The sequence below is a fragment of the Microbulbifer maximicatervae (SeqCode) genome (assembly GCF_052468155.1).
Genome location: NZ_CP174335.1, coordinates 2,021,038 through 2,045,515 on the forward strand (window position 1 = coordinate 2,021,038; position 24,478 = coordinate 2,045,515).

24 protein-coding genes and 2 tRNA genes are annotated in these 24,478 nt (G+C 51.5%); 18 read left to right on the plus strand and 8 right to left on the minus strand.

Translation table 11 applies throughout. The annotated features are described in order from the left end of the window. Positions 1–174 precede the first annotated feature (174 nt). The 4 genes from ACJJIY_RS08695 to ACJJIY_RS08710 all read right to left on the minus strand — a co-directional run bounded on the left by ACJJIY_RS08695 (position 175) and on the right by ACJJIY_RS08710 (position 4,274). Entirely contained in the window at positions 175–1,242 is a 1,068-nt protein-coding gene (locus ACJJIY_RS08695; RefSeq protein WP_413664408.1) for a helix-turn-helix transcriptional regulator, read from the minus strand. Positions 1,243–1,245: 3 nt separating this feature from the next. After that, positions 1,246–1,812 (minus strand): lytic transglycosylase domain-containing protein, encoded by a 567-nt coding sequence (locus ACJJIY_RS08700; RefSeq protein WP_108731817.1) that lies wholly within the window; start codon positions 1,810–1,812, stop codon positions 1,246–1,248. A gap of 121 nt (positions 1,813–1,933) precedes the next feature. After that, entirely contained in the window at positions 1,934–3,661 is a 1,728-nt protein-coding gene (locus ACJJIY_RS08705) for a proline--tRNA ligase (protein WP_445359420.1), read from the minus strand. Between the two features lie 214 nt (positions 3,662–3,875). Continuing rightward, positions 3,876–4,274 (minus strand): HU family DNA-binding protein, encoded by a 399-nt coding sequence (locus tag ACJJIY_RS08710; protein ID WP_282934239.1) that lies wholly within the window; start codon positions 4,272–4,274, stop codon positions 3,876–3,878. Positions 4,275–4,561: 287 nt separating this feature from the next. Between ACJJIY_RS08710 and ACJJIY_RS08715 the strand changes: the two genes are divergently transcribed. From ACJJIY_RS08715 to ACJJIY_RS08795, 17 genes are all read left to right on the plus strand, one after another. Further along, complete coding sequence (locus ACJJIY_RS08715) at positions 4,562–4,834, plus strand: FmdB family zinc ribbon protein (RefSeq protein WP_282934238.1); 273 nt, start codon at positions 4,562–4,564, stop codon at positions 4,832–4,834. Between the two features lie 77 nt (positions 4,835–4,911). Beyond that, on the plus strand, positions 4,912–6,690 hold the full coding sequence (gene aspS / locus ACJJIY_RS08720) for an aspartate--tRNA ligase (RefSeq protein WP_445359421.1): 1,779 nt from the start codon (positions 4,912–4,914) through the stop codon (positions 6,688–6,690). A 105-nt stretch (positions 6,691–6,795) separates the two neighbouring features. After that, a complete protein-coding gene (locus ACJJIY_RS08725; protein ID WP_282934236.1) occupies positions 6,796–7,539 on the plus strand; it encodes a YebC/PmpR family DNA-binding transcriptional regulator in 744 nt (247 codons plus the stop codon). Between the two features lie 150 nt (positions 7,540–7,689). Next, positions 7,690–8,217 (plus strand): crossover junction endodeoxyribonuclease RuvC, encoded by a 528-nt coding sequence (ruvC, locus tag ACJJIY_RS08730; protein ID WP_445359422.1) that lies wholly within the window; start codon positions 7,690–7,692, stop codon positions 8,215–8,217. Positions 8,218–8,274: 57 nt separating this feature from the next. Beyond that, a complete protein-coding gene (gene ruvA, locus ACJJIY_RS08735; protein ID WP_445359423.1) occupies positions 8,275–8,886 on the plus strand; it encodes a Holliday junction branch migration protein RuvA in 612 nt (203 codons plus the stop codon). Positions 8,887–8,909: 23 nt separating this feature from the next. Beyond that, entirely contained in the window at positions 8,910–9,929 is a 1,020-nt protein-coding gene (gene ruvB, locus ACJJIY_RS08740; RefSeq protein WP_413664411.1) for a Holliday junction branch migration DNA helicase RuvB, read from the plus strand. Between the two features lie 12 nt (positions 9,930–9,941). Then, positions 9,942–10,346 (plus strand): tol-pal system-associated acyl-CoA thioesterase, encoded by a 405-nt coding sequence (gene ybgC / locus ACJJIY_RS08745; RefSeq protein ID WP_282934233.1) that lies wholly within the window; start codon positions 9,942–9,944, stop codon positions 10,344–10,346. 4 nt (positions 10,347–10,350) lie between these two features. Beyond that, complete coding sequence (gene tolQ / locus ACJJIY_RS08750; RefSeq protein WP_413664412.1) at positions 10,351–11,040, plus strand: protein TolQ; 690 nt, start codon at positions 10,351–10,353, stop codon at positions 11,038–11,040. 20 nt (positions 11,041–11,060) lie between these two features. Then, the gene (gene tolR / locus ACJJIY_RS08755; protein ID WP_444892812.1) at positions 11,061–11,492 is read left to right on the plus strand and encodes a protein TolR; all 432 of its coding nucleotides are present in this window, start codon (positions 11,061–11,063) and stop codon (positions 11,490–11,492) included. 7 nt (positions 11,493–11,499) lie between these two features. After that, the gene (tolA, locus tag ACJJIY_RS08760; protein ID WP_445359424.1) at positions 11,500–12,294 is read left to right on the plus strand and encodes a cell envelope integrity protein TolA; all 795 of its coding nucleotides are present in this window, start codon (positions 11,500–11,502) and stop codon (positions 12,292–12,294) included. Beyond that, complete coding sequence (tolB, locus tag ACJJIY_RS08765) at positions 12,291–13,586, plus strand: Tol-Pal system beta propeller repeat protein TolB (RefSeq protein WP_444912140.1); 1,296 nt, start codon at positions 12,291–12,293, stop codon at positions 13,584–13,586. The genes tolA and tolB overlap by 4 nt, the downstream gene beginning before the upstream one ends. A 99-nt stretch (positions 13,587–13,685) precedes the next feature. Continuing rightward, the gene (locus tag ACJJIY_RS08770; RefSeq protein WP_444895168.1) at positions 13,686–14,174 is read left to right on the plus strand and encodes an OmpA family protein; all 489 of its coding nucleotides are present in this window, start codon (positions 13,686–13,688) and stop codon (positions 14,172–14,174) included. Positions 14,175–14,192: 18 nt separating this feature from the next. Next, positions 14,193–15,032, plus strand: a complete 840-nt coding sequence (gene ybgF / locus ACJJIY_RS08775) for a tol-pal system protein YbgF (RefSeq protein WP_445359425.1) — start codon at positions 14,193–14,195, stop codon at positions 15,030–15,032. A gap of 106 nt (positions 15,033–15,138) precedes the next feature. After that, entirely contained in the window at positions 15,139–15,798 is a 660-nt protein-coding gene (queE, locus tag ACJJIY_RS08780) for a 7-carboxy-7-deazaguanine synthase QueE (protein WP_108731832.1), read from the plus strand. 35 nt (positions 15,799–15,833) lie between these two features. After that, entirely contained in the window at positions 15,834–16,511 is a 678-nt protein-coding gene (gene queC / locus ACJJIY_RS08785; protein ID WP_282934224.1) for a 7-cyano-7-deazaguanine synthase QueC, read from the plus strand. Between the two features lie 132 nt (positions 16,512–16,643). After that, a tRNA-Lys gene (locus tag ACJJIY_RS08790) sits at positions 16,644–16,719 on the plus strand. 105 nt (positions 16,720–16,824) lie between these two features. After that, positions 16,825–16,900 (plus strand) — tRNA-Lys (locus ACJJIY_RS08795). A gap of 588 nt (positions 16,901–17,488) precedes the next feature. Here ACJJIY_RS08795 and ACJJIY_RS08800 read toward each other — a convergent pair. The 4 genes from ACJJIY_RS08800 to ACJJIY_RS08815 form a co-directional block, all read right to left on the minus strand. After that, positions 17,489–19,060 carry a PepSY domain-containing protein gene (locus ACJJIY_RS08800; protein ID WP_445359426.1) on the minus strand — a complete coding sequence of 524 codons (1,572 nt, stop codon included), beginning with the start codon at positions 19,058–19,060 and terminating at the stop codon, positions 17,489–17,491. Between the two features lie 41 nt (positions 19,061–19,101). Beyond that, on the minus strand, positions 19,102–21,216 hold the full coding sequence (locus ACJJIY_RS08805) for a TonB-dependent receptor family protein (protein ID WP_445359427.1): 2,115 nt from the start codon (positions 21,214–21,216) through the stop codon (positions 19,102–19,104). A 204-nt stretch (positions 21,217–21,420) separates the two neighbouring features. Beyond that, positions 21,421–21,780, minus strand: coding sequence for a hypothetical protein (locus ACJJIY_RS08810; RefSeq protein ID WP_445359428.1), 360 nt, complete (start codon positions 21,778–21,780; stop codon positions 21,421–21,423). A gap of 668 nt (positions 21,781–22,448) precedes the next feature. Continuing rightward, entirely contained in the window at positions 22,449–23,399 is a 951-nt protein-coding gene (locus tag ACJJIY_RS08815; protein WP_445359429.1) for an IS5 family transposase, read from the minus strand. A 620-nt stretch (positions 23,400–24,019) separates the two neighbouring features. Here ACJJIY_RS08815 and ACJJIY_RS08820 point away from each other — a divergent pair. Beyond that, on the plus strand, positions 24,020–24,457 hold the full coding sequence (locus ACJJIY_RS08820; protein ID WP_445359430.1) for a hypothetical protein: 438 nt from the start codon (positions 24,020–24,022) through the stop codon (positions 24,455–24,457). The last annotated feature ends 21 nt before the right edge of the window (positions 24,458–24,478 follow it).

A 24,478-nucleotide genomic window follows, 5' to 3' on the forward strand; every position in this document is an offset into this window, starting at 1 on the left:
TCACCATCATTATTCTTCTATTGAAGGGAGACTCACCGGTGTTAAATCGGGTCTCGGTGAGCCGGGCACGCAGCGGGAAAATCGCTTTCACCGCGCTCCCAGTCTGGGAGCCTTTTACTTTGCGGGCTTACGGAATATGAAAAAATGCTGACGGATTATTTCAGGAAAGGAGATTCAGGCGGGCAGCTTTTCCCGGCGGTACTCAGTGGGGGTTTGGCTGTGACGGCGCTTGAAAGCAGCGTTAAATGGGCTCAAGGAGCGATAGCCGATGTCCAGAGCAATGGTGAGTACTGGCAAATGGGCCTGCTCCGGGTCTGCCAACCGGTTGCTGGCCTCATCAATACGAAACTGATTTAGGTATTCGTTAAAATTGCGATAACCCAGATGGCGATTAATCAGCACACGCAGCACATGTTCGCGAATATCCAACTGCTCCGCGAGCTCCCTGATGGTGAGTCCGGTATGGCGATAACCACCGTTGTGCATATGTTCCTGTAATTTTTGCAGCTGGGTTTGCTGTTGTTCATCCAGTTCAGGTGGCGGAGCTAAAGGCTGTTCTTCCTCCTCTGGCTCGCTCCTCTTCGGGCGCGGCAGGGATTCTCCCAGAGCGCTGGGGGAAAGGGCCAGCAACCATAGGCAGGCAACCAGTGACAACAGGCTGGCAAATAGTGCGTGCAGTGTCGGTACACCGTTGGGAAGCGGGCGGTAAGCAAAGATAGATTCTGCGCCAATTACTACCAGCATATAGGCGCCGACGGCGATAAGTAGGGTTGTGCGCAGGCGTCGGCGCTCTGCGACCAAGTCCAGGTGAAACTGTCGTTGTAGTGTCAGTAGGCCGAGGCTGATTAAACCGAGTTTGAGTAGCTGCGAAAGGGTAAATAGTGGGGATTGCTGATCTGACGTCAATGGCAATGGTGCGTGGTAGGCGACTATGCCGATGACCAGGGTAATACCAATCGGAATCCAGCCCCACAGGGGAAAAGGCTCTTCCTCGCGGCATAACAGGTGAGTAAACAGCCAAAAAATTGCGGGAATCAGAGTAATTGGCAGGTTAAGCAAGAGCGCAGTAGGTCCACTCAGTTGTGGCAGGATGGGCCAGAGTAAATAGCAGATCACGGCTATCAGCAGGGCCAGTAAGCAGCGCCCGGCAACAAGCCGGTAGTGATGTATAGCAACCTTGGTTGCCGCCAATAAAAGAAGAGCGCATGCACCGCCGGAGAAAAATAAGTAGCCGGCGGTCATCGTTTATCTCCAGCGCTCGGCCCAGGCATCCAGGACCTTGCTGCTATAAGTATGGCGGCCGTAGCTACCATTGTAATAGGCGAGGGCGTTGGCTAGATTGCCTTTGGCTTTCTTGATGTAGTGTTTAAGAATGGTACAGCCGTACCTTAGATTGGTGTCCATATCGATCAGGTTATCGTCGGGTCGACCGATTTCATTTTTCCAGAATGGCATTACCTGCATCATACCCAGAGCGCCAACGCGGGATATCGCATAGGGGTCAAAAGCACTCTCAATCTGGATAACCGCCAATACAATTTCCGGGCGCAGCCCGGCCCGAGTTGCCTCCCGGTGGACTGCTTTCAGTACGTGCATCCGCCGCTTGGGATCTTTGATATAGCGGGACAGAGGCTGGGATTTAGACATTAGCCACACTTCCGCATCGAAGCGGTCCACAAAGCTGTCGGCCTGGGTAACTGCGTCCTGCAGGGCGAGGCGCAACTCCGGGTCGATCTCGGCTCTACTGCTTTGAGCCTGGGCGGCACAGCAGGTAAGGCAGAGCAACAAGAGGGCGGTGGCTTTTTTTATCATGGGGTGATTCTACGAAAAGCCCGGCAAAATGGGCAGCGTGATTTTGTGACGCCGCCGATAAAAAGCACTTTTGCCGTAAGAGGTCCCGGCCTGCTTGGGGGCAGACCGGGCGGCTCGACAATTATTGATTAAATTTTTCCAATAACACTTCTTCGAGCTGGGATACGGCAAACTCCTGGCTTTCCGCATCTCCGCGACCTTTATATTCCACCACACCTTTTTCCAGGCCGCGATCGCCGATAACAATGCGGTGGGGAATACCGATCAGCTCCACATCGGCGAGCATAGCACCCAGTCGCGCTTTGGCTTCGTCCATCAGCAATACATCAATACCCTTGCTGCGCAGGGACTCATACAGGTGCTCGCACTTTTCCCTTACCACATCGCTCTTGTGCATATTGATTGGCACAATCGCCAGCTGGAAAGGTGCAATCGCAGTGGGCCAGATAATCCCTGAGTCGTCGTGGTTCTGCTCAATGGCCGCAGCAACGATACGGGAAACGCCGATGCCATAGCAGCCCATGGACATAACCTGCTCTTTACCGTTTTCATCCAGTACTGTGGCATTCATAGCGCGGCTGTATTTGTCGCCTAACTGGAAAATGTGGCCGACCTCGATGCCCCGTTTGATTTCCAGGGTGCCCTGGCCATCGGGACTGGCGTCGCCTGCCACTACATTGCGCAGGTCTTCGACGCGGCCCAACTCCACATCGCGACCCCAGTTCACACCGGTTAAGTGGTAGTCATCGCGATTGGCGCCGCAGATAAAGTCTGCCAGGTGCGCTGCAGAGCGATCCACAACAGTCTCGATCTTTATGCCCACCGGGCCCAGGGAGCCAATGTTGCAACTGAGTTCTTCGGCGATGCGCTCTTCCGAGGCGAACTGAATAGGGCTGGCGATTCCAGCCAGCTTCTCTGCTTTTAATTCGTTCAGCTCGTGATCGCCACGCAGTACCAGGGCAATTAATGGAGCGGTTTCACCCTCTTCGCACTCGCCCAGAACAATCAGGGTTTTTACTGAGTGGGCGGGATCACTTTTCAAAAACTCGCTGACATCGACGATGGTTTTTTGGTTCGGCGTATGAACTTCCTGCATTTCCTGCGACGGAGCAGGGCGCTCGCCAGCTGGGGCAACCGCTTCTGCCAATTCGACATTGGCGGCGTAGCGGGATTCTGTGGAGAAGGCGATATCGTCTTCGCCGCTCTGCGCCAGCACGTGGAATTCGTGAGAGCTGGAACCACCGATTGAACCGGTGTCTGCCAGCACTGGACGGTAGTCCAGGCCAATGCGCTCAAAAATCTGGCAGTAGGCGCCGTGCATAATATCGTAGGTTTCCTGCAGGGAATCCTCGTTCACGTGGAAGGAGTAAGCATCCTTCATGGTGAATTCGCGCGCGCGCATTACGCCAAAGCGCGGACGGATTTCATCGCGGAATTTAGTCTGCACCTGGTAGAAATTGGCGGGCAACTGCTTATAGCTATTGATTTCACTGCGGATCAGATCGGTGATGACTTCCTCGTGGGTCGGGCCCAGGCAGAAGTCATTGTTGTGGCGATCCTTGATGCGCAGGAGTTCGGGGCCGTACTGCTGCCAGCGGCCGGACTCTTCCCAAAGCTCTGCCGGCTGCACGACCGGCATCAGTACTTCCAGGGAGCCAGCGCGGTCCATCTCTTCGCGAACAATGCGCTCGACTTTGCGCAACACCCGCAACCCGGTGGGCAGCCAGGTGTAGAGACCTGAAGACAGACGGCGGATCATGCCGGCACGCAGCATCAGCTGATGGCTGATCACCACTGCGTCGTTGGGAGTTTCTTTTTGGGTTGCGATGAGATAACGAGATGCGCGCATAGGAATTATATGGATTCTATTACGGGTAAGCTGGCTATTTTACGCTATTCGCTGGGCAATAAATATTGCCTGGGGGCAGTATTGCCTCAAAGCGGATTGCCTTTTGCTATACCGGGGTATCTATTTAGCAGGTGCCTGGGCACTGGCTTGGAATGGGAGTGAATAAAAAACCCCGCATAAGCGGGGTTTTTAAGCTGAGGCTTTACAGAGTGTATTAGTTCTCTGCCATTTCCTTCAGCTTCTTCAGTGGGCGAACTTTAACCTGGATGCTGGCAGGCTTCGCCTTGAAGGTAGTCTCTTCACCGGTGAACGGGTTGATACCCTTGCGAGCTTTCTTAGCTGGCTTTTTCACGGTGGTGATTTTCATCAGGCCCGGCAGGGTGAATTCGCCAACTGCGCGCTTCTTGATGTGGCCTTCGATGATATCGTTCAGCTCGTCCAGAACAGATTGAACCTGCTTGCGGGACAGCTCAGTGCTTTCTGCAATCTGATTAAGTACTTGAGTCTTAGTGTACTTTTCCTTGATTGCTTTTACTTTCTTGGCCGGTGCAGCTTTGGCCGCAGCTTTCTTTGCCGGGGCCTTTTTAGTAGCAGCTTTCTTGGAGACAGCCATGGCTTACTTCCTTCTTTGTTGTTCGGTATATATCCGGTAAAAGTGTGTTTTTTCTCCCGCTGCGCTGCATCCGTTACGGGTGTCTCAGCGGGTGATGGGGGAAGTATATATAGTTTTTGTTCGGCCGCACGAAGAAATACTAGAAAAATAGTGCTTTTTTTACATTTTTTAGCCTCACGTTGCCTTTATGGGACGCTTTACCCAGGGAAAAGACCCGTGCAGCTTCTTACCTCTGTAGGCCTCATGTATACTCTCTCCCCCTTTTTTTAAGCACCAGGTACTGTGTAATGCCGATATATGAATACCAGTGCAATGCCTGCGGCCATGAAATGGAAGCTTTGCAGCGGATGAGCGATGACCCGCTCAAAGACTGCCCAGCTTGCGAGAAGGCCGAGCTGCGCAAGAAAATCTCAGCGGCTGGATTTCGCCTGAAGGGCGCCGGTTGGTATGAGACTGATTTTAAAACTGGTAGCAAGAAAAACCTCGCTGGCGGTGACTCTGCCAACAGTGGTAAGGCCAAAAGCGACAAGTCTGGCACAGCGGCGGCAAAGACGGCCTAGGCGAGCTGTGCGGGGCTGTCCGTGCGGTGTACCCTCTAACTAATCTTTTCACCTATCGATAACGGGAATTTTCATCCATGCGCAGCGATTACTGTGGCGTCCTTCGTTCTGCGGACATTGACCGCGTAGTAACCCTCTGTGGCTGGGTCGACCGCCGCCGCGATCACGGCGGAGTGATTTTTATCGACCTGCGCGACCGCGAGGGAATTGTACAGGTGGTGTTCGACCCCGATGCGGCCGAACACTTCGAGATGGCCGATCGCGTGCGCAGCGAATATGTGCTTAAAGTGACAGGTCGTGTGCGCGCCCGTGCCCCAGAGGCCGTGAATCCCAATATGGTGACCGGTGAAGTTGAGGTTTACGGCACAGAGCTGGAGATCCTCAATACTGCTGAGACAGTGCCTTTCCAGCTGGATGAGCACACCGAGGTGGGTGAAGATATCCGCTTGAAATACCGCTATCTGGATCTGCGCCGCAACGAAATGCAGAACAACCTGTATTTCCGTTCCAAGCTGACTACCGCAATCCGCAATTACCTGGATGAGCACGGCTTCCTCGATATCGAGACCCCAATCCTGACCCGCGCCACCCCAGAAGGTGCCCGGGATTACCTGGTGCCGAGTCGCACTCACGAGGGCAAGTTCTTCGCCCTGCCACAGTCACCACAGCTGTTTAAGCAGTTGCTGATGGTTTCCGGTTTCGATCGCTACTACCAAATCGCCAAGTGTTTCCGCGATGAGGATTTGCGCGCTGATCGCCAACCTGAATTTACCCAGATCGATATTGAGACCTCCTTCCTCGACGAAGAGGAAATCATGTCGATCACCGAGAATATGGTTCGCAAGCTGTTTAAAGAGCTTAAGGGTGTTGATCTGGGTGAATTCCCGCGCATGACCCACTACCAGGCGATGCTGCGCTACGGTTCCGACAAGCCGGACCTGCGTATTCCGCTGGAGATGGTGGAGATCAAGGACCTGATGACCGAGGTGGACTTCAAGGTATTCTCTGGGCCGGCCAATGATCCGAAGGGACGTGTTGCCGCGATTAAAGTACCTGGCGGTTGTAAGAAACTGACCCGCAAGCAGCTGGACGATTACGGCAAATTTGTCGGTATTTATGGCGCCAAGGGCCTGGCGTACATCAAGGTTAACGATCGCTCTGACCTGGAAAATGGTCTGCAGTCGCCAATCGTTAAATTCCTGCCGCTTGAAACTCGTGCAGCTATTCTCGATCGCCTGCAAGCGGAAGACGGTGACGTTCTTTTCTTCGGCTCGGACAAGGCCAAGATTGTCTCCGAAGCCCTGGGTGCATTGCGCTGCAAGCTGGGTGAAGACCTGGATCTGTACACCAGCGAGTGGGCGCCGCTATGGGTTGTCGCCTTCCCGATGTTTGAAGAAAATGACGATGGCAGCCTGACTGCGTTGCACCACCCCTTTACTGCGCCTTCCTGTACCCCGGAAGAGTTGGAAAAGAATCCGCTCGAAGCACTTTCCCGCGCTTACGATATGGTGCTTAACGGCACTGAGCTGGGCGGTGGTTCTGTTCGTATCCACGACCAGATGATGCAGGAAGCGGTATTCCGCATCCTGGGTATCGATGCTGAAGAGCAGCGCGAGAAGTTTGGCTTCCTGCTGGATGCACTTAAATACGGTGCGCCGCCCCATGGTGGCCTGGCCTTTGGCCTGGATCGTCTGGTGATGTTGATGACCGGCAGTGACTCAATTCGCGATGTTATCGCTTTCCCGAAAACCCAGAGCGCCGCCTGTGTGATGACAGATGCCCCGGGTGCTGTAGATGCGAAACAACTGCGTGAGCTGAGTATTCGCCTGCGACAAAAAGAAGAAAAAATCAGCTGATTTTTCCCCGATGGGCCGAGCGAAGCGGGCCCATCCAATCGTAGTGATGGGCGATTCGCTTCGCTCTTTGGCTCATCCTACGCACTGACTGAAGAGAGACGGAAAATGGCCGGACATAGTAAATGGGCCAATATTAAGCACCGCAAAGCAGCTCAGGATGCCAAGCGGGGCAAGGTCTTTACCAAGATCATTCGCGAGTTGACGGTAGCCGCCAAATCGGGTCCAAACCCGGACGATAACCCGGCGCTGCGCGCCACTATCGATAAGGCTTTGGGCGCCAATATGAAGCGCGACACCATCGACAAAGCTATCGCCCGTGGCGCCGGCAATGCGGATGGTGAAAACTACGAAGCCGTAGTTTACGAGGGCTACGGCGTTGGTGGTGTAGCGGTCCTGGTGGAGTGCCTGACTGACAACCGCAACCGCACCGTGGCTGAAGTGCGTCACGCCTTCACCAAGCGCGGTGGCAACCTGGGTACCGACGGTTCCGTTAGCTATCTGTTTACCCGCAAAGGTCAGATGTTCTACGAGACCGGAGTGGATGAAGATGCGTTGATGGACGCAGCTCTCGAAGCCGGGGCTGAGGATATCGAATCCAACGATGACGGCAGTGTTGAAGTTACCACTGAATTCCAGGACTACCTGACGGTTAAGGACGCCCTGGTTGCAGCTGGTTTTACCCCGGACAGTGCTGAAATTGCCATGATTCCGTCCACCACGATTCCGCTGGATAAAGACGGTGCTGAAAAAGTACTCGCTCTGATCGAGATGCTGGAAGACTTGGATGATGTGCAAAACGTTTACACCAATGCGGATATTCCGGCAGAGGTGATGGAGGAGCTGGGCTAAAGCCGGTTCCGTAACTGGAGGCGGCTACTGTCCCGCCTCTGGTTTTTTATCTTTTCAAGCCCTTCTTACTCCCCCTCCCTTGACGCTTCCTGTTCACCTTGGGACACTCCCACCACTATATAAACATACAGATATTTGGGGAGCTGCCTTTTGACCCGAATCCTGGGTATTGACCCCGGCTCGCGAAAAACGGGCTATGGAATTATCGATGTGGAGCGGGGCAAGGCTCGCTATGTGGCCAGCGGGGTGATTCGTATTCCCGAAGGTGGCCTGCCTGAGCGCCTCAAACTGATTTTTGATGCAGTGAGCCAGATCGCCCAGCAATACCAGCCTGCTCAGATGGCAATTGAAAATGTTTTTATGTCCAAGAGCGCCGGCTCCGCCCTGAAATTGGGACAGGCCCGGGGGGCAGCTATTGTGGCAGGGGCAAATAGTGGTCTGGCAGTAGCCGAATATGAAGCTCGCAAAGTGAAGCAGGCAGTGGTCGGCAACGGTGGAGCGGATAAATTGCAGGTCCAGCACATGGTGAAAACCCTGCTGTCCCTACCTGCGTCGCCCCAGGAGGATGCCGCCGATGCGCTGGCCGTGGCTCTGTGTCATATGCATACCGAGCAAACCCTGGTATTTACCGCTGGCGGTGCGCGCAGTCGTTTTCGTCGCGGCCGCCTGAGCGTGTGATCGGCTGGTAGAATTGGCCCCATAAAGGGCGCAGACAATATAAACCTGGAATAACACATGATTGGAAGATTGAGCGGTACCCTGGCCGCAGTGCAGCCGCCCCTGTTGTTGGTGGATGTACAGGGGGTGGGCTATGAAGTGCTCGCACCCATGACCACGATTTTTGAGCTGCCCGCATTGGGGCAGCCGGTACAGTTGCACACCCATTTGGCAGTGTCCGAAACGGCCCAGCAGTTGTATGGCTTTATTCGCGATGGGGACCGCAAATTGTTTCGCACCCTGATCAAGGTGAGTGGAGTGGGTCCCAAGATGGCCCTGGCTATTTTATCCGGGCTGGACGGCGCTGCCCTGGCCCGCTGTGTGTCGGAGGATAATGTAGCGGCGCTGGTCAAAGTCCCTGGCGTCGGTAAAAAGACTGCTGAGCGCCTGATCGTGGAGCTGAGGGATAAATTGACCCCGGATTTTGGCGACGCCAACGATATCCCCCTGATGGCCGCTGCTGCCGAGCCCAAGGTGGATCACACCGGTGAAGCGGAGAGCGCCCTGGCGGCTCTGGGTTACAAGCCCACTGAAGCCAGTAAAATGGTGGCCCGCGCCAGCAAGGAGCGGCCGGATGCCGATAGTGCGACTTTGATTCGCCTGGCCCTTAAGGGAATGGCCCCCGCTTAATCTGAGGCCCTGGAGTTGTTGCAATGATCGAAGCCGACCGTTTGGTGGCACCGGAGCCCGTGGGCCCCTCGGGCCAGGAAGAGCAGTACGACCGCGCCGTGCGCCCCAAAACCCTGGATGATTATGTGGGTCAGCCAGTGGTGCGGGAGCAAATGGAGATCTTTATTCAGGCTGCCAAGCTGCGCAAAGAGGCCCTGGATCACACCCTGGTATTCGGCCCGCCGGGGCTGGGTAAAACCACCCTGGCAAATATCATCGCCGCCGAAATGGGGGTGGCCATTAAGACCACCTCGGGCCCGGTACTGGAGAAGGCTGGCGATCTGGCTGCGTTGATGACTAACCTGGAGCCGGGGGATGTGCTGTTTATCGATGAGATTCACCGCCTCAGCCCCCATGTAGAAGAGGTACTGTATCCGGCGATGGAAGATTACCAGCTGGATATTATGATCGGCGAAGGACCTGCGGCGCGTTCGATTAAGCTGGACCTGCCACCCTTCACATTGGTGGGCGCCACCACAAGGGCAGGCCTGCTTACCTCGCCACTGCGGGATCGCTTCGGCATCGTCCAGCGGCTTGAGTTCTATAACGTTGAGGATCTCACCAGTATTGTCCGTCGCTCCGCTGGCCTGATGGGAGTGGAGATGGATGAAGGTGGTGCTCTCGAAGTTGCCCGTCGCGCTCGGGGTACCCCCCGAATAGCCAACCGCCTGCTGCGCCGCGTGCGTGATTACGCCGAAGTTAAAGGTGATGGTGCCGTGGATTCCGGCATTGCCGATGCCGCCCTCAACATGCTCAATGTGGATTCCCGTGGTTTCGACCAGCTGGATCGCCGTATGCTATTGGCCATGATCGAGAAGTTCGATGGTGGACCGGTGGGGGTGGACAGTCTCGCTGCAGCAGTCAGTGAAGAGCGGGATACCCTGGAAGATGTATTAGAGCCCTACTTGATTCAGCAGGGTTATATCGCCCGCACACCGCGAGGGCGAGTGGCAACCGGCCTGGCCTACGAGCACTTCGGCTTGCCGAAGCCAGATAATAAGTAGAGAGAGGATGGGGTGAAGGAAGTTTTCAGTATCCCGCTGCGGGTTTATATCGAGGATACCGACGCAGGTGGTATCGTTTATTACGTCAATTATTTGAAGTATATGGAGCGCGCGCGCACAGAACTGCTGCGCTCCCTCGGGTATGATAAGCCGGCGATGCCAGAACAGGGTCTGTTACTGGTGGTGCACTCCGCCGAGATTCAGTATCGAAAGTCCGCACTTCTTGATGATGCATTGCGCGCTACGGCCTCGATTGGCAAACTGGGGCGGGCCGCAGTGACTTTTGAGCAAAAAATCTGGCGCGGCGATGAGCTAATTTGCGAAGGTGTGGTCAAAGTTGCTTGTGTCGCTGACGACAGCCGCAGGCCCTGTGCCCTGCCGGAACCTATTTATTCAGCATTAAAGGCAGTTATTTAAGAAGATGAACGCCGGTGAACAACTTTCTCTTTGGGGGCTAATCCAGAACGCCAGCCTGTTGGTACAGTTAGTAATGCTGCTGCTGTTACTGGCCTCTGTGGTGTCCTGGGTGATGATTATCCAGCGCGGACTCTACCTGTCCCAGGCCAAGCGCTCCCTGAACAATTTCGAGCGCCGCTTTTGGTCCGGCGCCGACCTGAACAAACTCTTCCGCGAAGGTAACGAGCGAGCGGAAAAAGGCAAGACTGATGGTGTTGAGTCCCTTTTTCGCGCTGGCTTTACCGAGTTTACCCGCCTGCGCCAACAGGGCAGCAGCGGCCCTGAAGCGGTGATGGAAGGCACTGAGCGGGCCATGCGTGTGGCTATGTCCCGGGAGCAGGAAAAGGTGGAAATGAATCTACCATTCCTGGCAACCGTAGGCTCTGTCAGCCCCTATATCGGCCTGTTTGGCACCGTTTGGGGGATTATGAATTCCTTCCGTGGTCTCGCCACTATGCACCAGGCCACTATTGCCACGGTCGCACCCGGTATCAGTGAAGCGTTGGTGGCTACCGCTATGGGCCTGTTTGCAGCAATTCCTGCGGTGATGGCTTTTAACCGCTATTCCGCCAAAGCGGAGTCGCTGTTGTCCAGCTACGAAACTTTCGCCGAGGAGTTTTCCTCTATCCTGCACCGCAAAGTGCATTCCGGCTGAGTAGTGAATAGGCGAACCCTATGAGTGTGTTTCGCAAGGGAACCAAAAAGAAGCTGGTCTCCGAGATCAATGTGGTGCCCTACATTGATGTAATGCTGGTGCTGCTAATTGTCTTTATGGTCACGGCACCATTGTTGATGCAGGGGGTCAAAGTCGACCTTCCAAACGCGCCCTCGGCGCCGATGGAGGAAACCGATGAGGAGCCGCTGATTATTTCGGTACGCTCCGATGGCACCTATTACCTAAATCTGGGGACTGACGAGAAGAGCGCCAAGCCGCTCGAAGAGATTAAACAAACGGTCGCTAAGGTATTGCGCCAAAAGCCGGGAACTCCGGTTTTGGTGTGGGGTGACACCGAGGCTCGCTATGGCCTGATCGTCAATGCCATGACCGAACTGCAGCAGGCGGGAGCGCCCAGCGTCGGCCTGGTGACAGAGCCACCTCAGGGGTAGGGTGCCGGTGAATAAAGGCTTTTATGCATTGGCGATTATCATCAGCCTCGTGTTACACGGGGCGTTGATAGTTGCCATGACCTACGGCTGGGAAGCCAGCAGTATGCCCGAGCGCAAACCGATGCCAAAGTTTGTGCAGGCCAAGCTGGTGACGATTGAAGCGGCAACACCGAAGAAGAAACTGCCGAAAAAGGTCGATAAAGTAAAACAGCGTGCTGATCGCGCTGCGGAGCAAAAGCGTAAGGCTGAGGTCGAACGTAAGCGCCGCGCAGCCCTGGAGCAGAAGAAAAAGCTCGAAGCGGAAAAGAAACGCAAGGCGAAAGCCGAGGCTGACCGGAAGGCACAGGCAGAAAAAGCCCGTCGCGAAAAAGAACAGCAAGAGAAGGCGCGCAAGGAAAAAGAGTTAAAGGAGAAATTGGCACAAGAGCGCCAGAGTTCCTTTGATGAAGCTCTTCAGGATGAAGAGGAGCTACTGGATGCGAATGAGGCCGAGGTGGCAGTAATGTCAGTGGGGCAGGCAATTCAGCAGCAAATTGAGGCGGTATGGAGTCGCCCACCCAGTGCCCGAAACGGTATGCTTACCAAGGTAAAAATAAACTTTGTCCCCACAGGCCGGGTGGTGGCAGCTAATATCGTCGAGGGCAGTGGTAATGCCGCCCTGGATCGCTCGGTACTGACCGCTATCAAAAAAGTGGAGGTATTTCCCAAAGTGGCCGACCTGGCCCGGGAGGAACCAGTAGTATTTGAGCGGAAAGTCCGTACAACTATTTTGAACTTTAAAGTCGAAGATCTGCGCCAATGATCAAGAGTTTACTGAAGACAGTCGTCATTATTGCAATCGCCTCGGTGAGCCTGGGGGCCCGAGCCCAGCTGGTGGTGGATATCACCAGCGGTATCGATGACCCCACACCGATCGCCGTGTCCCCATTCAGCTGGTCTGGTGGCGGGGTACTGGCGGAAGATGTTTCCGGGATTATTTCCTCAGACCTTCGCCGCAGTGGCCTTTTCTCCCCTGTGCCCAAGGAGGACATGCTGTCTTTCCCCAAGGCCCCGGAAGACGTGGTATTCCGCGACTGGCGTATCCTCGGCACTGAGTATATTGTGACCGGCCGCATTGAGCCGCAGGCCACCGGTTACCTGCTCACTTTTGATCTGGTCAATGTTTTCGGCCAGCACAAAATGTTCACCAAGCAAGTGCGCGGCGGCCAGACCCAGCTGCGGGATATCGCCCACCGCGCCGCCGATGAGATCTTTGAAGCTATCACCGGTATTCGCGGTGCCTTCTCCACGGAAATGGTGTACGTGCAGGAAGAGACTCGTGGCGGCAAGCCCAGCTATCTGCTGATGCGTGCAGATATCGATGGTGCTCGCGCCAAGCAGATCCGCCGTTTCAGCGCGCCGGTGATGTCTCCCATGTGGTCCCCCAATGGCCAGGAGCTCGCCTACGTCTCCTTTGAAACCGGGCGCCCGGCAATTTTCCGCGAGAACCTGCGCACTGGTGCGCGCAAGCAATTAACTAACTTCAAGGGCATCAACAGTTCGCCGACCTGGTCCCCGGATGGAACCAAACTGGCGATGGTGCTCTCCAAGGACGGCAACCCGGAGATCTACGTGCTGGATCTGGTCAGTAATAAGCTGACAAGAATGACAAGGCACTTCTCCATTGATACCGAGCCGAACTGGATGCCAGATGGTAAATCACTGGTTTTCACCTCCGATAGGGGAGGGAAGCCACAAATTTACCAATTGACTCTTGCCACTGGTCAAGTCGACCGCTTAACCTTCGATGGCGATTACAATGCGCGGCCCCGTGTCTCTCCCGATGGAAAGACACTGGTGATGGTGCATCGTAATAGGGGCGTATTTACCATCGCTACGATGGATATCAACTCGGGCAGAGTGCGTGTCCTTACGGAAACTACGCTGGACGAATCCCCTAGTATCGCGCCGAATGGGGCCATGTTGATGTACGCTACCAAACGTGGGGATAAAGGTATTCTGGCAGCGGTGTCGCTGGATGCTGGGGTGAAGTACAACCTGCCCTCTCAGAGGGGTGATGTCCGTGAACCGGCCTGGTCGCCGTACTTTGAATAAGGCGGGGATGCCCGACGCGCTTAAGCGAAGGGTGTGAATTAGAGCAAGTAGAAATCTTTCAGGATTTTCGATAACACTATATATAAAGCGGAGTAGCTTATGTTGAAATCAGTAAAAACAGGCCTCGGGTTAGCCTGTGTATTGGCAGTAATGGCTGGTTGTAGTAACACTAATACTAGCGACAGCACTGGGGAAACTGTAGATCAGGCAGATCAAACTGTGGTTGAAACCACTGATTTTGAGACTACCCCAACCGAGACAGTGGCACCTCTTGAAAACGTAGTTTACTTCGATTTCGACCAGTCTCTGTTGAAGCCCGAAACCCGTGAACTGCTGATCCGTCACGCTGACCGTATGCGCGCTGCCGCCGGTTCTGTTCGCCTGGAAGGCCACGCTGACGAACTGGGTACTCGCGAGTACAACCTGGCTCTGGGTGAGCGTCGTGCCAATGCCGTTCGCGACTTTTTGGTACTGCAAGGCGTAGACGCAGCTAACCTGGAAGTAATCAGCTACGGTGAAGAGCGTCCGGCTCAAATGGGTTCTAACGAATCTGCCCGTGCGATGAACCGTCGCGTTGTTATTAACTAATCGTAAAAATGGATGCCAATGGCTTTAACGATTAGAAAACTAGCGATCGCCGCAGCAGTAATGACTGCGGCATCGCCGGTATTTTCCCAGGCCCCGATTGTAGACCTGTCTTCTAAAAGCCAGGACCAGTCGACCATTACTTATACCGATGAAGCGGATAGCAGTGCTCCGACCCAGCTCGCCCGCGCCGGTATGTCACCACCCCGAGCCCAGGGCAACCCCCAGGCCGAAGCCTACTATCAAATGCAGGTTTTGCAGCAGGAAGTGCGGGAGTTGCGTGGCACAGTTGAAGAGTTGCGCCATGAGATCAAGCGTCTCAAACAGCAGCGCACCGAAGATTATATGGATCTGGACCGGCGTATTGCGCGCCTGAGTGGTACAGAGCCAGCGGCTCAGCCGCCGTCTACCGCTGAAGGCGGTGCTTCGTCAATGCAAGGGCAGGGGGGCTCAGCAATGCCGCCTAAACCCCAGGGCCCGAAAGACGGCAAGAGCGAGCGCGACCGCTATCAGGCCAGCTTTGGCTTGGCCCGCAATGGCGATTACGGCGGCGCCAGTGAAGAGTTCAAAAGCCTGTTGCAGGACTTCCCCAATGGTCAGTACGCCCCGAATGCGAATTACTGGCTGGGTGAGATTGCACTGGTTCAAGGCAACCTGGAAGAGGCTCGGGAGTGGTTCGTAGCCCTCCTCGACGGTTACCCGAATTCCAGTAAAGTCTGGGATGGCCGCTACAAGCTGGGTACTGTTTATCACCAGCTGGGCGACCAACAAAAAGCCCGCAACCTGCTGGAGCAGGTGGCAGCCAGTGACGCCAGAGCGTCGAACCTGGCGAAGAAGTATCTACAGGAGAACTTCCAGTAGCATCCAATCGCTACTGACTGCCATCGCTGGTTTTTTGAGCAGAAAAAGCCTATGATCCCGCGCCCGGGTGGCATGTGCCACTCGGGCGTTTTTGTGTTGGGTGTGTATGACCGATCTTTCCAAAGAATCACTCAGAATCAGTGAAATTTTCTACTCCCTCCAAGGAGAGGCGCGAGAGAGTGGCCTTCCTACGGTGTTTGTGCGCCTGACGGGCTGCCCGTTACGCTGTACCTATTGCGACTCCGAGTACGCCTTTTACGGCGGCGAGCGCATGACGCTGGAGCAGATTTTGCAGCAGGTGCAAAGCCATCCCGCTCGCCATGTGTGCGTTACCGGTGGTGAGCCCCTGGCCCAGCCCAATTGTTTCCCCCTGATGAAGGCGCTTTGCGATGCGGGCTATGCGGTGTCCCTCGAGACCAGTGGCGCAATGCCTGTGGATAAAGTGGATGAGCGGGTATCGAGAGTAGTCGACCTGAAAACGCCGGCCTCCGGGGAGCAGCACCGCAACCGTATGGAGAATATGCAAGTACTCACTCGCCAGGACCAGATCAAGTTTGTGATCTGTGATCGCGGGGATTACGACTGGGCTCGATTCACCCTGGATCAGTACCGCATACCTGAGCGGGTTGGAGAAGTGCTTTTCTCCCCCAGTTACGAGCAGCTGCAGCCGCGCCAGCTAGCTGAATGGATACTGGAGGATGGGTTACCGGTGCGTATGCAGATGCAAATGCACAAGCTGTTGTGGGGCGACATCCCAGGCGTATAAATCGCCGCTGCGCCACATCAAGAAAAGAGGAAAAAATGACAGCAAAGAAAGCAGTAATCTTGCTATCCGGAGGCCTGGACTCAGCCACCGTACTGGCCATGGCTCGCGCTGAGGGCTACGAGTGTTACGCCTTGGGCTTCGATTATGGCCAGCGTCACGAGGCAGAACTATTGGCTGCGCAGAAGGTGGCGAAGGACTTGGGGGCCGTTGAGCACAAGGTGGTTAAGCTCGACCTGCGCTCAATCGGCGGATCGGCGTTGACCGATGACTCTATCGAAGTACCCGAAGAGGAAACCTCCGGTATTCCGGTGACCTATGTGCCGGCGCGAAACACGGTATTCCTATCTATTGCCCTGGGCTGGGCAGAGGTGCTGGGCGCCCAGGATATTTTTGTGGGTGTGAACGCCGTGGACTACTCCGGCTATCCGGATTGCCGCCCGGAATATATTGAGGCCTACGAGAAGATGGCCAACCTGGCGACCAGAGCCGGTGTCGAGGGCAATAAGCTGTCTATACGTGCGCCGCTGATGGACATGAGCAAGGCGGATATTGTTACCGAAGGAACCCGCTTAGGGGTGGACTACAGTTTAACTGTGTCCTGCTACCAAGCCTTGCCAGATGGCGCTGCCTGCCGTCGCTGCGACAGTTGCCGCCTGAGGGCTGCCGGCTTCACAGAGGCCGGCCTGGAGGACCCCACGGTCTACGCACCTTAATTGGCCGCTGGCGCCAATTTTTTGAACAAATACCTAACTCCTTAAATTTGTTAGATTTTTTTTTGAGTTAGGTATTGTCTTTTCGAAATAGATCCGTAAGATACGCAGCTCCTCACAACGAGGCATCGAAAAGGGTCGTTAGCTCAGTCGGTAGAGCAGTTGGCTTTTAACCAATTGGTCGCTGGTTCGAATCCAGCACGACCCACCATTTTCGACAGGGATGCCCAAGGCAGCCCACCTAGTTTTTACACTTCTGCGCGAAGGTAAAAACAACCCAAGTTGGACCATTACCAAGTTAGTCCAACCATCCTGGGGGTCGTTAGCTCAGTTGGTAGAGCAGTTGGCTTTTAACCAATTGGTCGCTGGTTCGAATCCAGCACGACCCACCACTTCTCCTTTTTTCCCACTATCAATTAACCAGTTTCTCTGTATTACCATCGTACACGTGGGCTAGTTTCAGACTTTCTATTACCCTGCTTATTTGCTGTGTTAATCAGCTCCTTTCGTTTTCGATTCTGAATGGTGGATATTACATGTATGGTGATCTATCAGAGTTTTCCGCATCGTAAAGGCTCGCCGACTGTGCAGATGTGCTCGCCAGGGTGTGCTTTAAGTTGTGTGTGCTTAACCCTGGGCTCAATAGCCGCTATTTACTTTAGAGGGCCTTATGTTGGTCTTGGCGGCGGCTTTTGCCGAGTTAGAGAGTCTCGCCAGATCGGCAATGAACACGATTTAGTGCTCGTTGGTGTCAAGGTTGCATGTGGAAAATAAGCTGTTGTAGAAACTTTTAGCTAAGATAAAAGTCAGTTCGAGACAGTAAAAACATCTTTATCGATAATTGTGGTTAACACTTGAGCTTAAAAGGGGGCGTGTATAGCCTTTAGGTTATTCTGCCCTATAAGTCTCTCAGTCAAGGGTAGATCCTGGGCGCAGGGGCTGCTCTTGACCGAGAGTTTTGCCTGAGAAAAAGGCTAGTTCTAATTCGAGGCTTTAATGTAGCCAGACGCTTCCTGAGGGGGTAGGCTGGAACCAACCCTCCTAGCTCTTGGCTTTCTGCGTGCTAAATAAATAGCCAATCCAAAGCAGGACATTGCAACTAAGGCGAGTAATGTAATTACAATCAATATGTCACGCTTTTCAGCTCCTATTAATGGACGTAAAAAATTCCACTTGTGAAGCAGTGAGAATGAAAGTGATTCCAACCGGTCAATCTTTCGATTTTGGTCAACTAAAATACCTGTTACTGGGTCAACAAAATACCTGCTATTGGCTGGGTCATTCAAGTCGACCTGCCAAACCGGTAACCGTTTATTGCGGAAGTCATAGTTTGGCCCAAAGTGTGTGACCAGCTTGATTTCATCAATTTTAATATTGTCGATTGTATTGCCATTAGATTGGATGAACTGTAGAGCTAGTTCTTTGGCCAAGTCCTGGTCTTTAATCGACTCTTTCTCCCCTGTTTGAGCGTTGATTAAAGCTGATGAGCTTTCCAGAGGCAGTCCGCTAAAGCGTGCTTTACGCTGTTGGTAATTGGACATTGACTCTTCAATCGGAATGCTAATCCCAAGTCGATAAAATGGCTTTTTATCGATGGACTGATTGAGCGAAATAGCATTTAAATGCGCTTTCTTAGGAATGCTACTCTCTATGCTATGCCGCCACTGAGCCATCTCTCTTTCCGTAACTGCAAAGCTTTCCAGTTGCACAGGTTCAAGCAGTCGCAAGCCTGAAATGGGCTGTATGTATTCTGCCTGTAATAAGTGGTAAAACCCGCTTGCTGACCAGCCAAGTAATGGCAGCCAAAGTAGGTAGCCGAGGCGGCGATGCCAGCGTCGATTAGACTTGGGAATTTTGCGGCTGGGGAGTGCAAAAATCAGATAGAGTCCCGTTGAGGCTATCACTAGAAGCGTCAACATAAATAGTGCAACAGTGAGCACACGCCCATGGCCGGTAGTATCTAGCCAGCTCCAGGTATGTAGCGCTCTGAAAAACATTTGCGTTTTGGCTTTAAAGCTATTGTTTAAAGCAGCTAAGGCACCTGTTTCGGTGTAGATAAAAGCTTTGAGTAAATTATCGTCGACGGCAATGGTCACTTCATAAACTGGTAGCAGGCGATTAACTCGCGGGTAATCAGCGCTAAAGCTCTCCTTGAATTTAACATCAATAATATTTTCTTGTGGTAAGTCCAAGTAATGAGAGGTGAGCCACTTTGCTTGTGCTATATCATGATCAAACAACTCACTTCCAGTTTCAAGGTTGAAATAACGCCTTGGGCTGTTATCAGCTTCTGTAATCTGCAGTAGATTACCCTCACTTGAAGGAACAACTTTAGCGATAGCCGCCCTTTCGATAGGCAGCTTATCAACAATTTTTTCAAGTTTATATAAGGTTTCTGTACTGGCTTGAAACGTGGGTGGCATTGTATTTTTGGCTTGCGGACCAAACCAAGCCATTATTGGATGGGATATTCCAGACAAAGACCAAGTTACAACACCAAAAAAAGCTATCCAGGTTAGGAATCTGTGCCATCTAATGAATTGCAGTTTCATCAAGCTACCTCGCTTATGTATTTCTTACTGTGAGGGGGCTATTAAAAGTTAGTGCTGATACCAACATAGAAGGCGCGACCTTGACCTGGAGTAAAAACTGAATTACTGGAAGCCATACTAAGATCTGATACTGTTGACACATTTGAGATATATTTTTCGTCGGTTAGGTTTTCCGCAGATGCAAATAAGTCGATCGCTTCGTTTATCGAGATACCGGCAATAATGCCAATTAATTCATATCCCGCAGTTCTTTCAGTGTTGGCGAAGTCAACGTAGGCTCCGTTGGCAATATGTCGCAAGTTAATGCCTGCATACCACCTGTCATTGCTCGAGTATTTTAATTCGCTGGCATAGATTGATTGAGGTATTCCAGGTAACTTGTTATCCCCTCTATCCGGATCATTATCAAAGCTAAAGTCGTTATAGTTATAGATGTTCCGCCAGAGAATATTCTTATTTATTCGTATATCGAAACCAAGCTCGACACCTTTGTGTAGTGTGTTACCTCTTGCGTTTTCTGTACTTGTTGTTTCGCCGCTAAACCCGGACTGCCCAACGTCTACAAATTCGTTGCTAATTTCACTGTGATAAATAGATGCGTCCCAGCTTACAATACCTTTCTGCCCGCGAGACCCAACCTCAAAAGTCAATGACTCCTGTGCATCAAGAATTGTAAATGGATCCGCTCCGCCCGAAGTTAGATCAGTTATCCCTGGTGGCTCATAACCTTCACTCACATTAGCGTATAGCTGATTTTCATCTTGTAGGGTATAAATAACACCAAGGCGCCCATTGAATTTCTCGAAGCTCAACTTACCGGTGTCATCTTTCGGTCCACCCGTATCCTGAGCGGGGTCAGAGTTAAAGATATTTTTGTTTTCTCTGATGCTACTAATATATTGAGCTCCTGCGATTAGGTTAAGTGACTCGCTTGGGGAAAAGTCTAGCTGTCCATAGATGACAGTATTCGTCGCATTCCGATCATCTTTACTTGATAAATCCCCCTTCTCGGCAGTTGGTGTTGGGCTAAAAGGGCCCTCAGAGTACGCAAACAGTTCTGACTCATTGTTACTTTCAGCATGGGTTATACCTATAACCCAGGAAATATCAGTGATATCCAGTTGGAAATCACCAGTAATATCAGTAGATATACCAAACTCCATTCCGCTTTGCTCAATGATGCCGGCATATGGTGTTATAGCGTGATCCAAATATCTTGATGCTAGCCAAGCCCCGGCTTCAATAGTGAGCGAATCCAGTGCAAAAACTGTTCGATTTGATAAGCGAAATACATCAAGGTTTCGATCCATATCGCGTTCAATATTTGATTCTGGCGACATGTCAGGATTGCTTAGTGCTTGGTCGTGTGTCAAAGAGCCAGCCAGCTCAAAATTGTCTTGCAATGCGGTTAGGAAAAAGCGAGTTTCTAAGTTGTCACTAAATTTGTAGCCAACATTACCAAAGCTATAAATACTGTCGACTTCGGAATGTTCTCTAAATCCACTACTATTTAGTTTGGTTACCGCACCGTAATAATCAAAAGCGTCAATTCTTCCTTTAGTGTTAATACTGGTTCGGTATGTATCGAATGATCCGCCTTCCAACCTTATATTACTACCAGTTTTTGACGTAGCTCCCGTCGGTGTTACCACATTGATTGCACCTCCCAGTGAAGCTGCACCATAGCGAAGGCCGTTTGATCCTTTATAGATCTCGATATAGTCAATAGATAGTGGGTCTATTTCTTGATACTCGGTGCTGCCACTAGCACGTGAAATCGGTACTCCATCACGCAATACAGTAATTCCTCGGCGCTCATAAGTAGCATTCGCAGCGGATCCCCGAATAGAAATTCGGTTATCACGCTGTGCTGAAGTGTCTGCGAAGACACCGGGTGTGAACTTCAGCGCGTCACCAATACTCTGCGTAAACTCAACTAAATAGTCTTCGGCACGAACCAAGTCAACTCCCCCTGGAACACGCTGAAGGTTATGAATTGCTTCACTTGCAGAGTGTGCAGATAGAGAATTGTCGATATCAGCTGTAACTACAATCTCCTCAATTGACTGGGAATGATGATCTTGGCCTTTAGCATGAGGCGCACTACTGATAGCAATAAGTGTTAAGGAGATGAGCAGCTTTCGAGTAATTTTCATGTATAGGTATCCTGTCGGTACGCTATATAGCGCGCCGAAAAAATAATTTAGATGCTGTAACGCAGACGATATAACGGCAGGCACAGGTGCTCTGATACTAGATTGGTAGTATCTACGAGCATACTGATTTGCTTATATCAAATGCCTTACTGGCTCCATCATTGAGGCAGGCGTAAACGAGCCCAAAAGATGAAGAGCAAAGATTTAAATTGTGGATAAAGAGGCTGAGAAGGGAGGAGCGCGCTGCTGCTGTTTGCGATGTAGGCTGGCGATTACTTCCTCAGCCAAGTGTCGCTGCTGGATATAGCGTGTTTTTGACAGGCTAGATAGATAAGGGGTAGATAAAAATGTTACTTCGGAACTTGGCTTTGCAATACCAAACTTGCAGTCCGACTGCCAATTACCTTCGGTATGGTGATCATGATCTGTACTTTCAGCAACTTTATCAGCTGACATGCTCGCCATCTCATGGTGTATATGTTGATGATGGGAGTGGTGATTTTGCTCGCTCTTTGTACCGCTGCTTAATGGCTTTTGATTATGCCCCTGATGAATAATCGCCATTACTTCTGGTGAGACGCCACGAGGACAGAGTTTGATAACTGTGCCATCAGTAGCGATCGAGGCTGGCATGTACCCAGTGGGAATCAATGCTTGTACCAAAAATAAAAACAACGCTATACGAGGCAGCAGGTTTCGTGCGCCTCGTGATTGTTTGGTTTTGGTAAAGTAGCAGATTGACAAAGCTGGTACTTGCGAAGTGACAATTTGAGGCGCATTCTGCTCTACTTATTGAGAGTTATCAAGGGCTGGGAGTTGCTTTCTATGGTGAAAATGCAATTGCCGTTGGCAACCTCGATCTCTAGTAAAAAAAATCTGCTGATAGGTTTGGCGTGATTCTGCTGGATGATTTTTGGTGGCTGGTTACCCAATTCCACATTCGTATATTGTTCTTGGCAGACAAAATATTTTCATACTAATTGATATTGGAGGAGTCGATTTTTAGTGGCAGTAAATAGAGGCTTGTCGAACCTGTTTTGGATAGAGTGGTGAGTCGTTATGCAAAGTTATGGTTGGTTTAGGGACCCTCTGATCAACGAAGCATTTTTCTAGAATTAAGCTGAACCGCTTGAAAAATTCACTTTATTACGCACAAACGCGTAATTTGCGCGTAATAGTCCACTAATTTTTCATCTGAAACCCTCAATAGGTGGATTTCAGGCGAACCACCCCTAGGCAGCCAAGTATTTTCTCCCTATTATTAAGTTGGTAAAGCCTGCCAGTAAGCACAGCCTCTCAGTATTTTTTACCAGTCCCCGATAGCGGACCTTGTCATAACCAAATACCCGTTTGATGTAGCGGAAGGGGTGCTCGACCTTCGCTCTTATCTGCGCCTTGATCTTTTCCGCTTTACGAAGTGCATCACGCCCTGGAAGAGTTTTTAGCTTGCTCGGCTTCATTGCTATATACCAATCCGCCTCCCGCTCTTTCAACTCTTCACGTTTCTCCGCACCAATGTACCCAGAGTCTCCCCAGATTCTTTTCTCCTCCCCGTGGAGAACTCGCTCTGTAGTTGTGACATCATGCGAATTCGCTGCTGTTGTATCTATGCTATGTATTACTCCGAGCACATCATCAACCCCGATATGCATTTTCATTCCAAAATGCCACTGATTGCCTTTCTTTGTTTGATGCATTTCTGGATCACGTTTTTTCTTTTTATTCTTGGTTGAAGTTGGCGCAGAGATAATAGTGGCATCTACAATGGTGCCTTCACGCAGTACCATGCCATTCTCAGCAAGATGCTTGTTGATTTCATCAAAAAGAGCTGCACCTAGCTGATTGAGCTCCAGTAAGTGGCGAAAGTTAAGAATCGTTGTTTCATCGGGAATTGGGCCACTCAAAGTCAATCCAGCAAAACTACGCATGGATTCAATTTCATACAGTGCATCTTCCATAGCGGGATCACTGAGATTGTAAAATAGCTGCATGCAATGAATACGGAGCATGACACTCAATGGATATGGCTGTCGGCCACGTTCACCTTGTGGATAACAAGGAGTGATCTGAGCTTCTAGTCGCTGCCATGGGATGAGGGCTTCCATTTGAGAAAGAAACTTCTCTCGGCGAGTTATACGGCGCTTTAGCTTATATTCTGCTTCGGCAAAGGTGACTTGGTGCATGATTCATCGTAGTCTTGATGGGTAGGTGAATATTACCAAATTGGCTCAGAATTATTCAGAGACTCCTTAGTGAGATATCTCCAAAACAAGGCTAGTATAAGCTTTATATCTCGACTTTTAATCGGTTGCTCAAGGTATGAAGCCAAGTGCGACCAAAAATTCCTTTCTTATAGTTCTCAATGTCTGGTTTTCTTGGTTCTTCCCTGAATGCACTAAACCTGCCACTTCTATTCTTTGTAAAACTTTATACCTAGTTATTGGGTGCTTTATTCCCATAGATGGCTTAGATTATATTGGTAGCATTGAATGAGCCATCGACTTGTCTTCTGACGCATTGGTAGGAATTTGAAGCCAGTTAATGCTATGAATCTAGTTTCAGAGAAATAAGGCTGCAGTCTTTGGTGTTGCTACCTCCTCAAGCATTTCGTGCCACCAATTATGGTGGATACTGCTTGCCTTGATGTTGCGGATTTGGTTTCTAAGTAGTGCGGTTCGATCTGTGTAGGTAAAGGAGTTGGTTTTTGTAAGAGATATTTCTAATTGTCGGCCCGAGTTTTTCTCTATAGCAGCAGACGGTCGATTCTACTTTGCTGGCCACACAAATTGGCCAAATGAATCAAATGGACGTTAATCAAAACTTAGGCGTCAGCTCAAGTTTGATGGTTGCTGCTCAGGATGGCATAGGAAATGTCGCAGCCCTGGATCAGCTAGGTTCGGTTAGCTTTCTTGTGATGGAGCTGTTGCAAATGGGTAATGACAAGATGGCACTCCTGGAACAGGAGTTTACGGTTAAAAATTCAACTATGATTGTCAACCAGTTTGGTGATATGAATATGTCTACGCTGGATCAAGGAAATGCCTTCTTCACCAGCGCTACAGTGTTGCAAACCGGCGACTCCAACGATGTAATTATTTATCAGAACAATATCACTACGGGTGTTGCCACAATATCCCAAACGGGTACATTGAATGTGTATGTTACCTCTCAAGCGGGTAACGCCGAGACGGCAATAGCGACACAGTCTGGGGTAAGTAATACCGGCACAATTTTACAGTAGCAGTCAGTTCTTTGATTTCTG

Excerpts from the sequence above, each read along its gene's own strand:
- ACJJIY_RS08695 (WP_413664408.1), bottom strand. The coding sequence starts at position 1,242 with ATGACCGCCGGCTACTTATTTTTCTCCGGCGGTGCATGCGCTCTTCTT.
- ACJJIY_RS08805 (WP_445359427.1), bottom strand. The coding sequence starts at position 21,216 with ATGAAAATTACTCGAAAGCTGCTCATCTCCTTAACACTTATTGCTATC.
- ACJJIY_RS08815 (WP_445359429.1), bottom strand. The coding sequence starts at position 23,399 with ATGCACCAAGTCACCTTTGCCGAAGCAGAATATAAGCTAAAGCGCCGT.
- queC (WP_282934224.1), top strand. The coding sequence starts at position 15,834 with ATGACAGCAAAGAAAGCAGTAATCTTGCTATCCGGAGGCCTGGACTCA.
- ACJJIY_RS08715 (WP_282934238.1), top strand. The coding sequence starts at position 4,562 with ATGCCGATATATGAATACCAGTGCAATGCCTGCGGCCATGAAATGGAA.
- ybgF (WP_445359425.1), top strand. The coding sequence starts at position 14,193 with ATGGCTTTAACGATTAGAAAACTAGCGATCGCCGCAGCAGTAATGACT.
- ACJJIY_RS08710 (WP_282934239.1), bottom strand. The coding sequence starts at position 4,274 with ATGGCTGTCTCCAAGAAAGCTGCTACTAAAAAGGCCCCGGCAAAGAAA.
- ACJJIY_RS08800 (WP_445359426.1), bottom strand. The coding sequence starts at position 19,060 with ATGAAACTGCAATTCATTAGATGGCACAGATTCCTAACCTGGATAGCT.
- ruvA (WP_445359423.1), top strand. The coding sequence starts at position 8,275 with ATGATTGGAAGATTGAGCGGTACCCTGGCCGCAGTGCAGCCGCCCCTG.
- ACJJIY_RS08700 (WP_108731817.1), bottom strand. The coding sequence starts at position 1,812 with ATGATAAAAAAAGCCACCGCCCTCTTGTTGCTCTGCCTTACCTGCTGT.
- tolQ (WP_413664412.1), top strand. The coding sequence starts at position 10,351 with ATGAACGCCGGTGAACAACTTTCTCTTTGGGGGCTAATCCAGAACGCC.
- tolB (WP_444912140.1), top strand. The coding sequence starts at position 12,291 with ATGATCAAGAGTTTACTGAAGACAGTCGTCATTATTGCAATCGCCTCG.
- ACJJIY_RS08820 (WP_445359430.1), top strand. The coding sequence starts at position 24,020 with ATGGACGTTAATCAAAACTTAGGCGTCAGCTCAAGTTTGATGGTTGCT.
- ACJJIY_RS08705 (WP_445359420.1), bottom strand. The coding sequence starts at position 3,661 with ATGCGCGCATCTCGTTATCTCATCGCAACCCAAAAAGAAACTCCCAAC.
- tolR (WP_444892812.1), top strand. The coding sequence starts at position 11,061 with ATGAGTGTGTTTCGCAAGGGAACCAAAAAGAAGCTGGTCTCCGAGATC.
- ACJJIY_RS08770 (WP_444895168.1), top strand. The coding sequence starts at position 13,686 with ATGTTGAAATCAGTAAAAACAGGCCTCGGGTTAGCCTGTGTATTGGCA.
- queE (WP_108731832.1), top strand. The coding sequence starts at position 15,139 with ATGACCGATCTTTCCAAAGAATCACTCAGAATCAGTGAAATTTTCTAC.
- ruvB (WP_413664411.1), top strand. The coding sequence starts at position 8,910 with ATGATCGAAGCCGACCGTTTGGTGGCACCGGAGCCCGTGGGCCCCTCG.
- ACJJIY_RS08810 (WP_445359428.1), bottom strand. The coding sequence starts at position 21,780 with ATGGCGATTATTCATCAGGGGCATAATCAAAAGCCATTAAGCAGCGGT.
- ACJJIY_RS08725 (WP_282934236.1), top strand. The coding sequence starts at position 6,796 with ATGGCCGGACATAGTAAATGGGCCAATATTAAGCACCGCAAAGCAGCT.
- aspS (WP_445359421.1), top strand. The coding sequence starts at position 4,912 with ATGCGCAGCGATTACTGTGGCGTCCTTCGTTCTGCGGACATTGACCGC.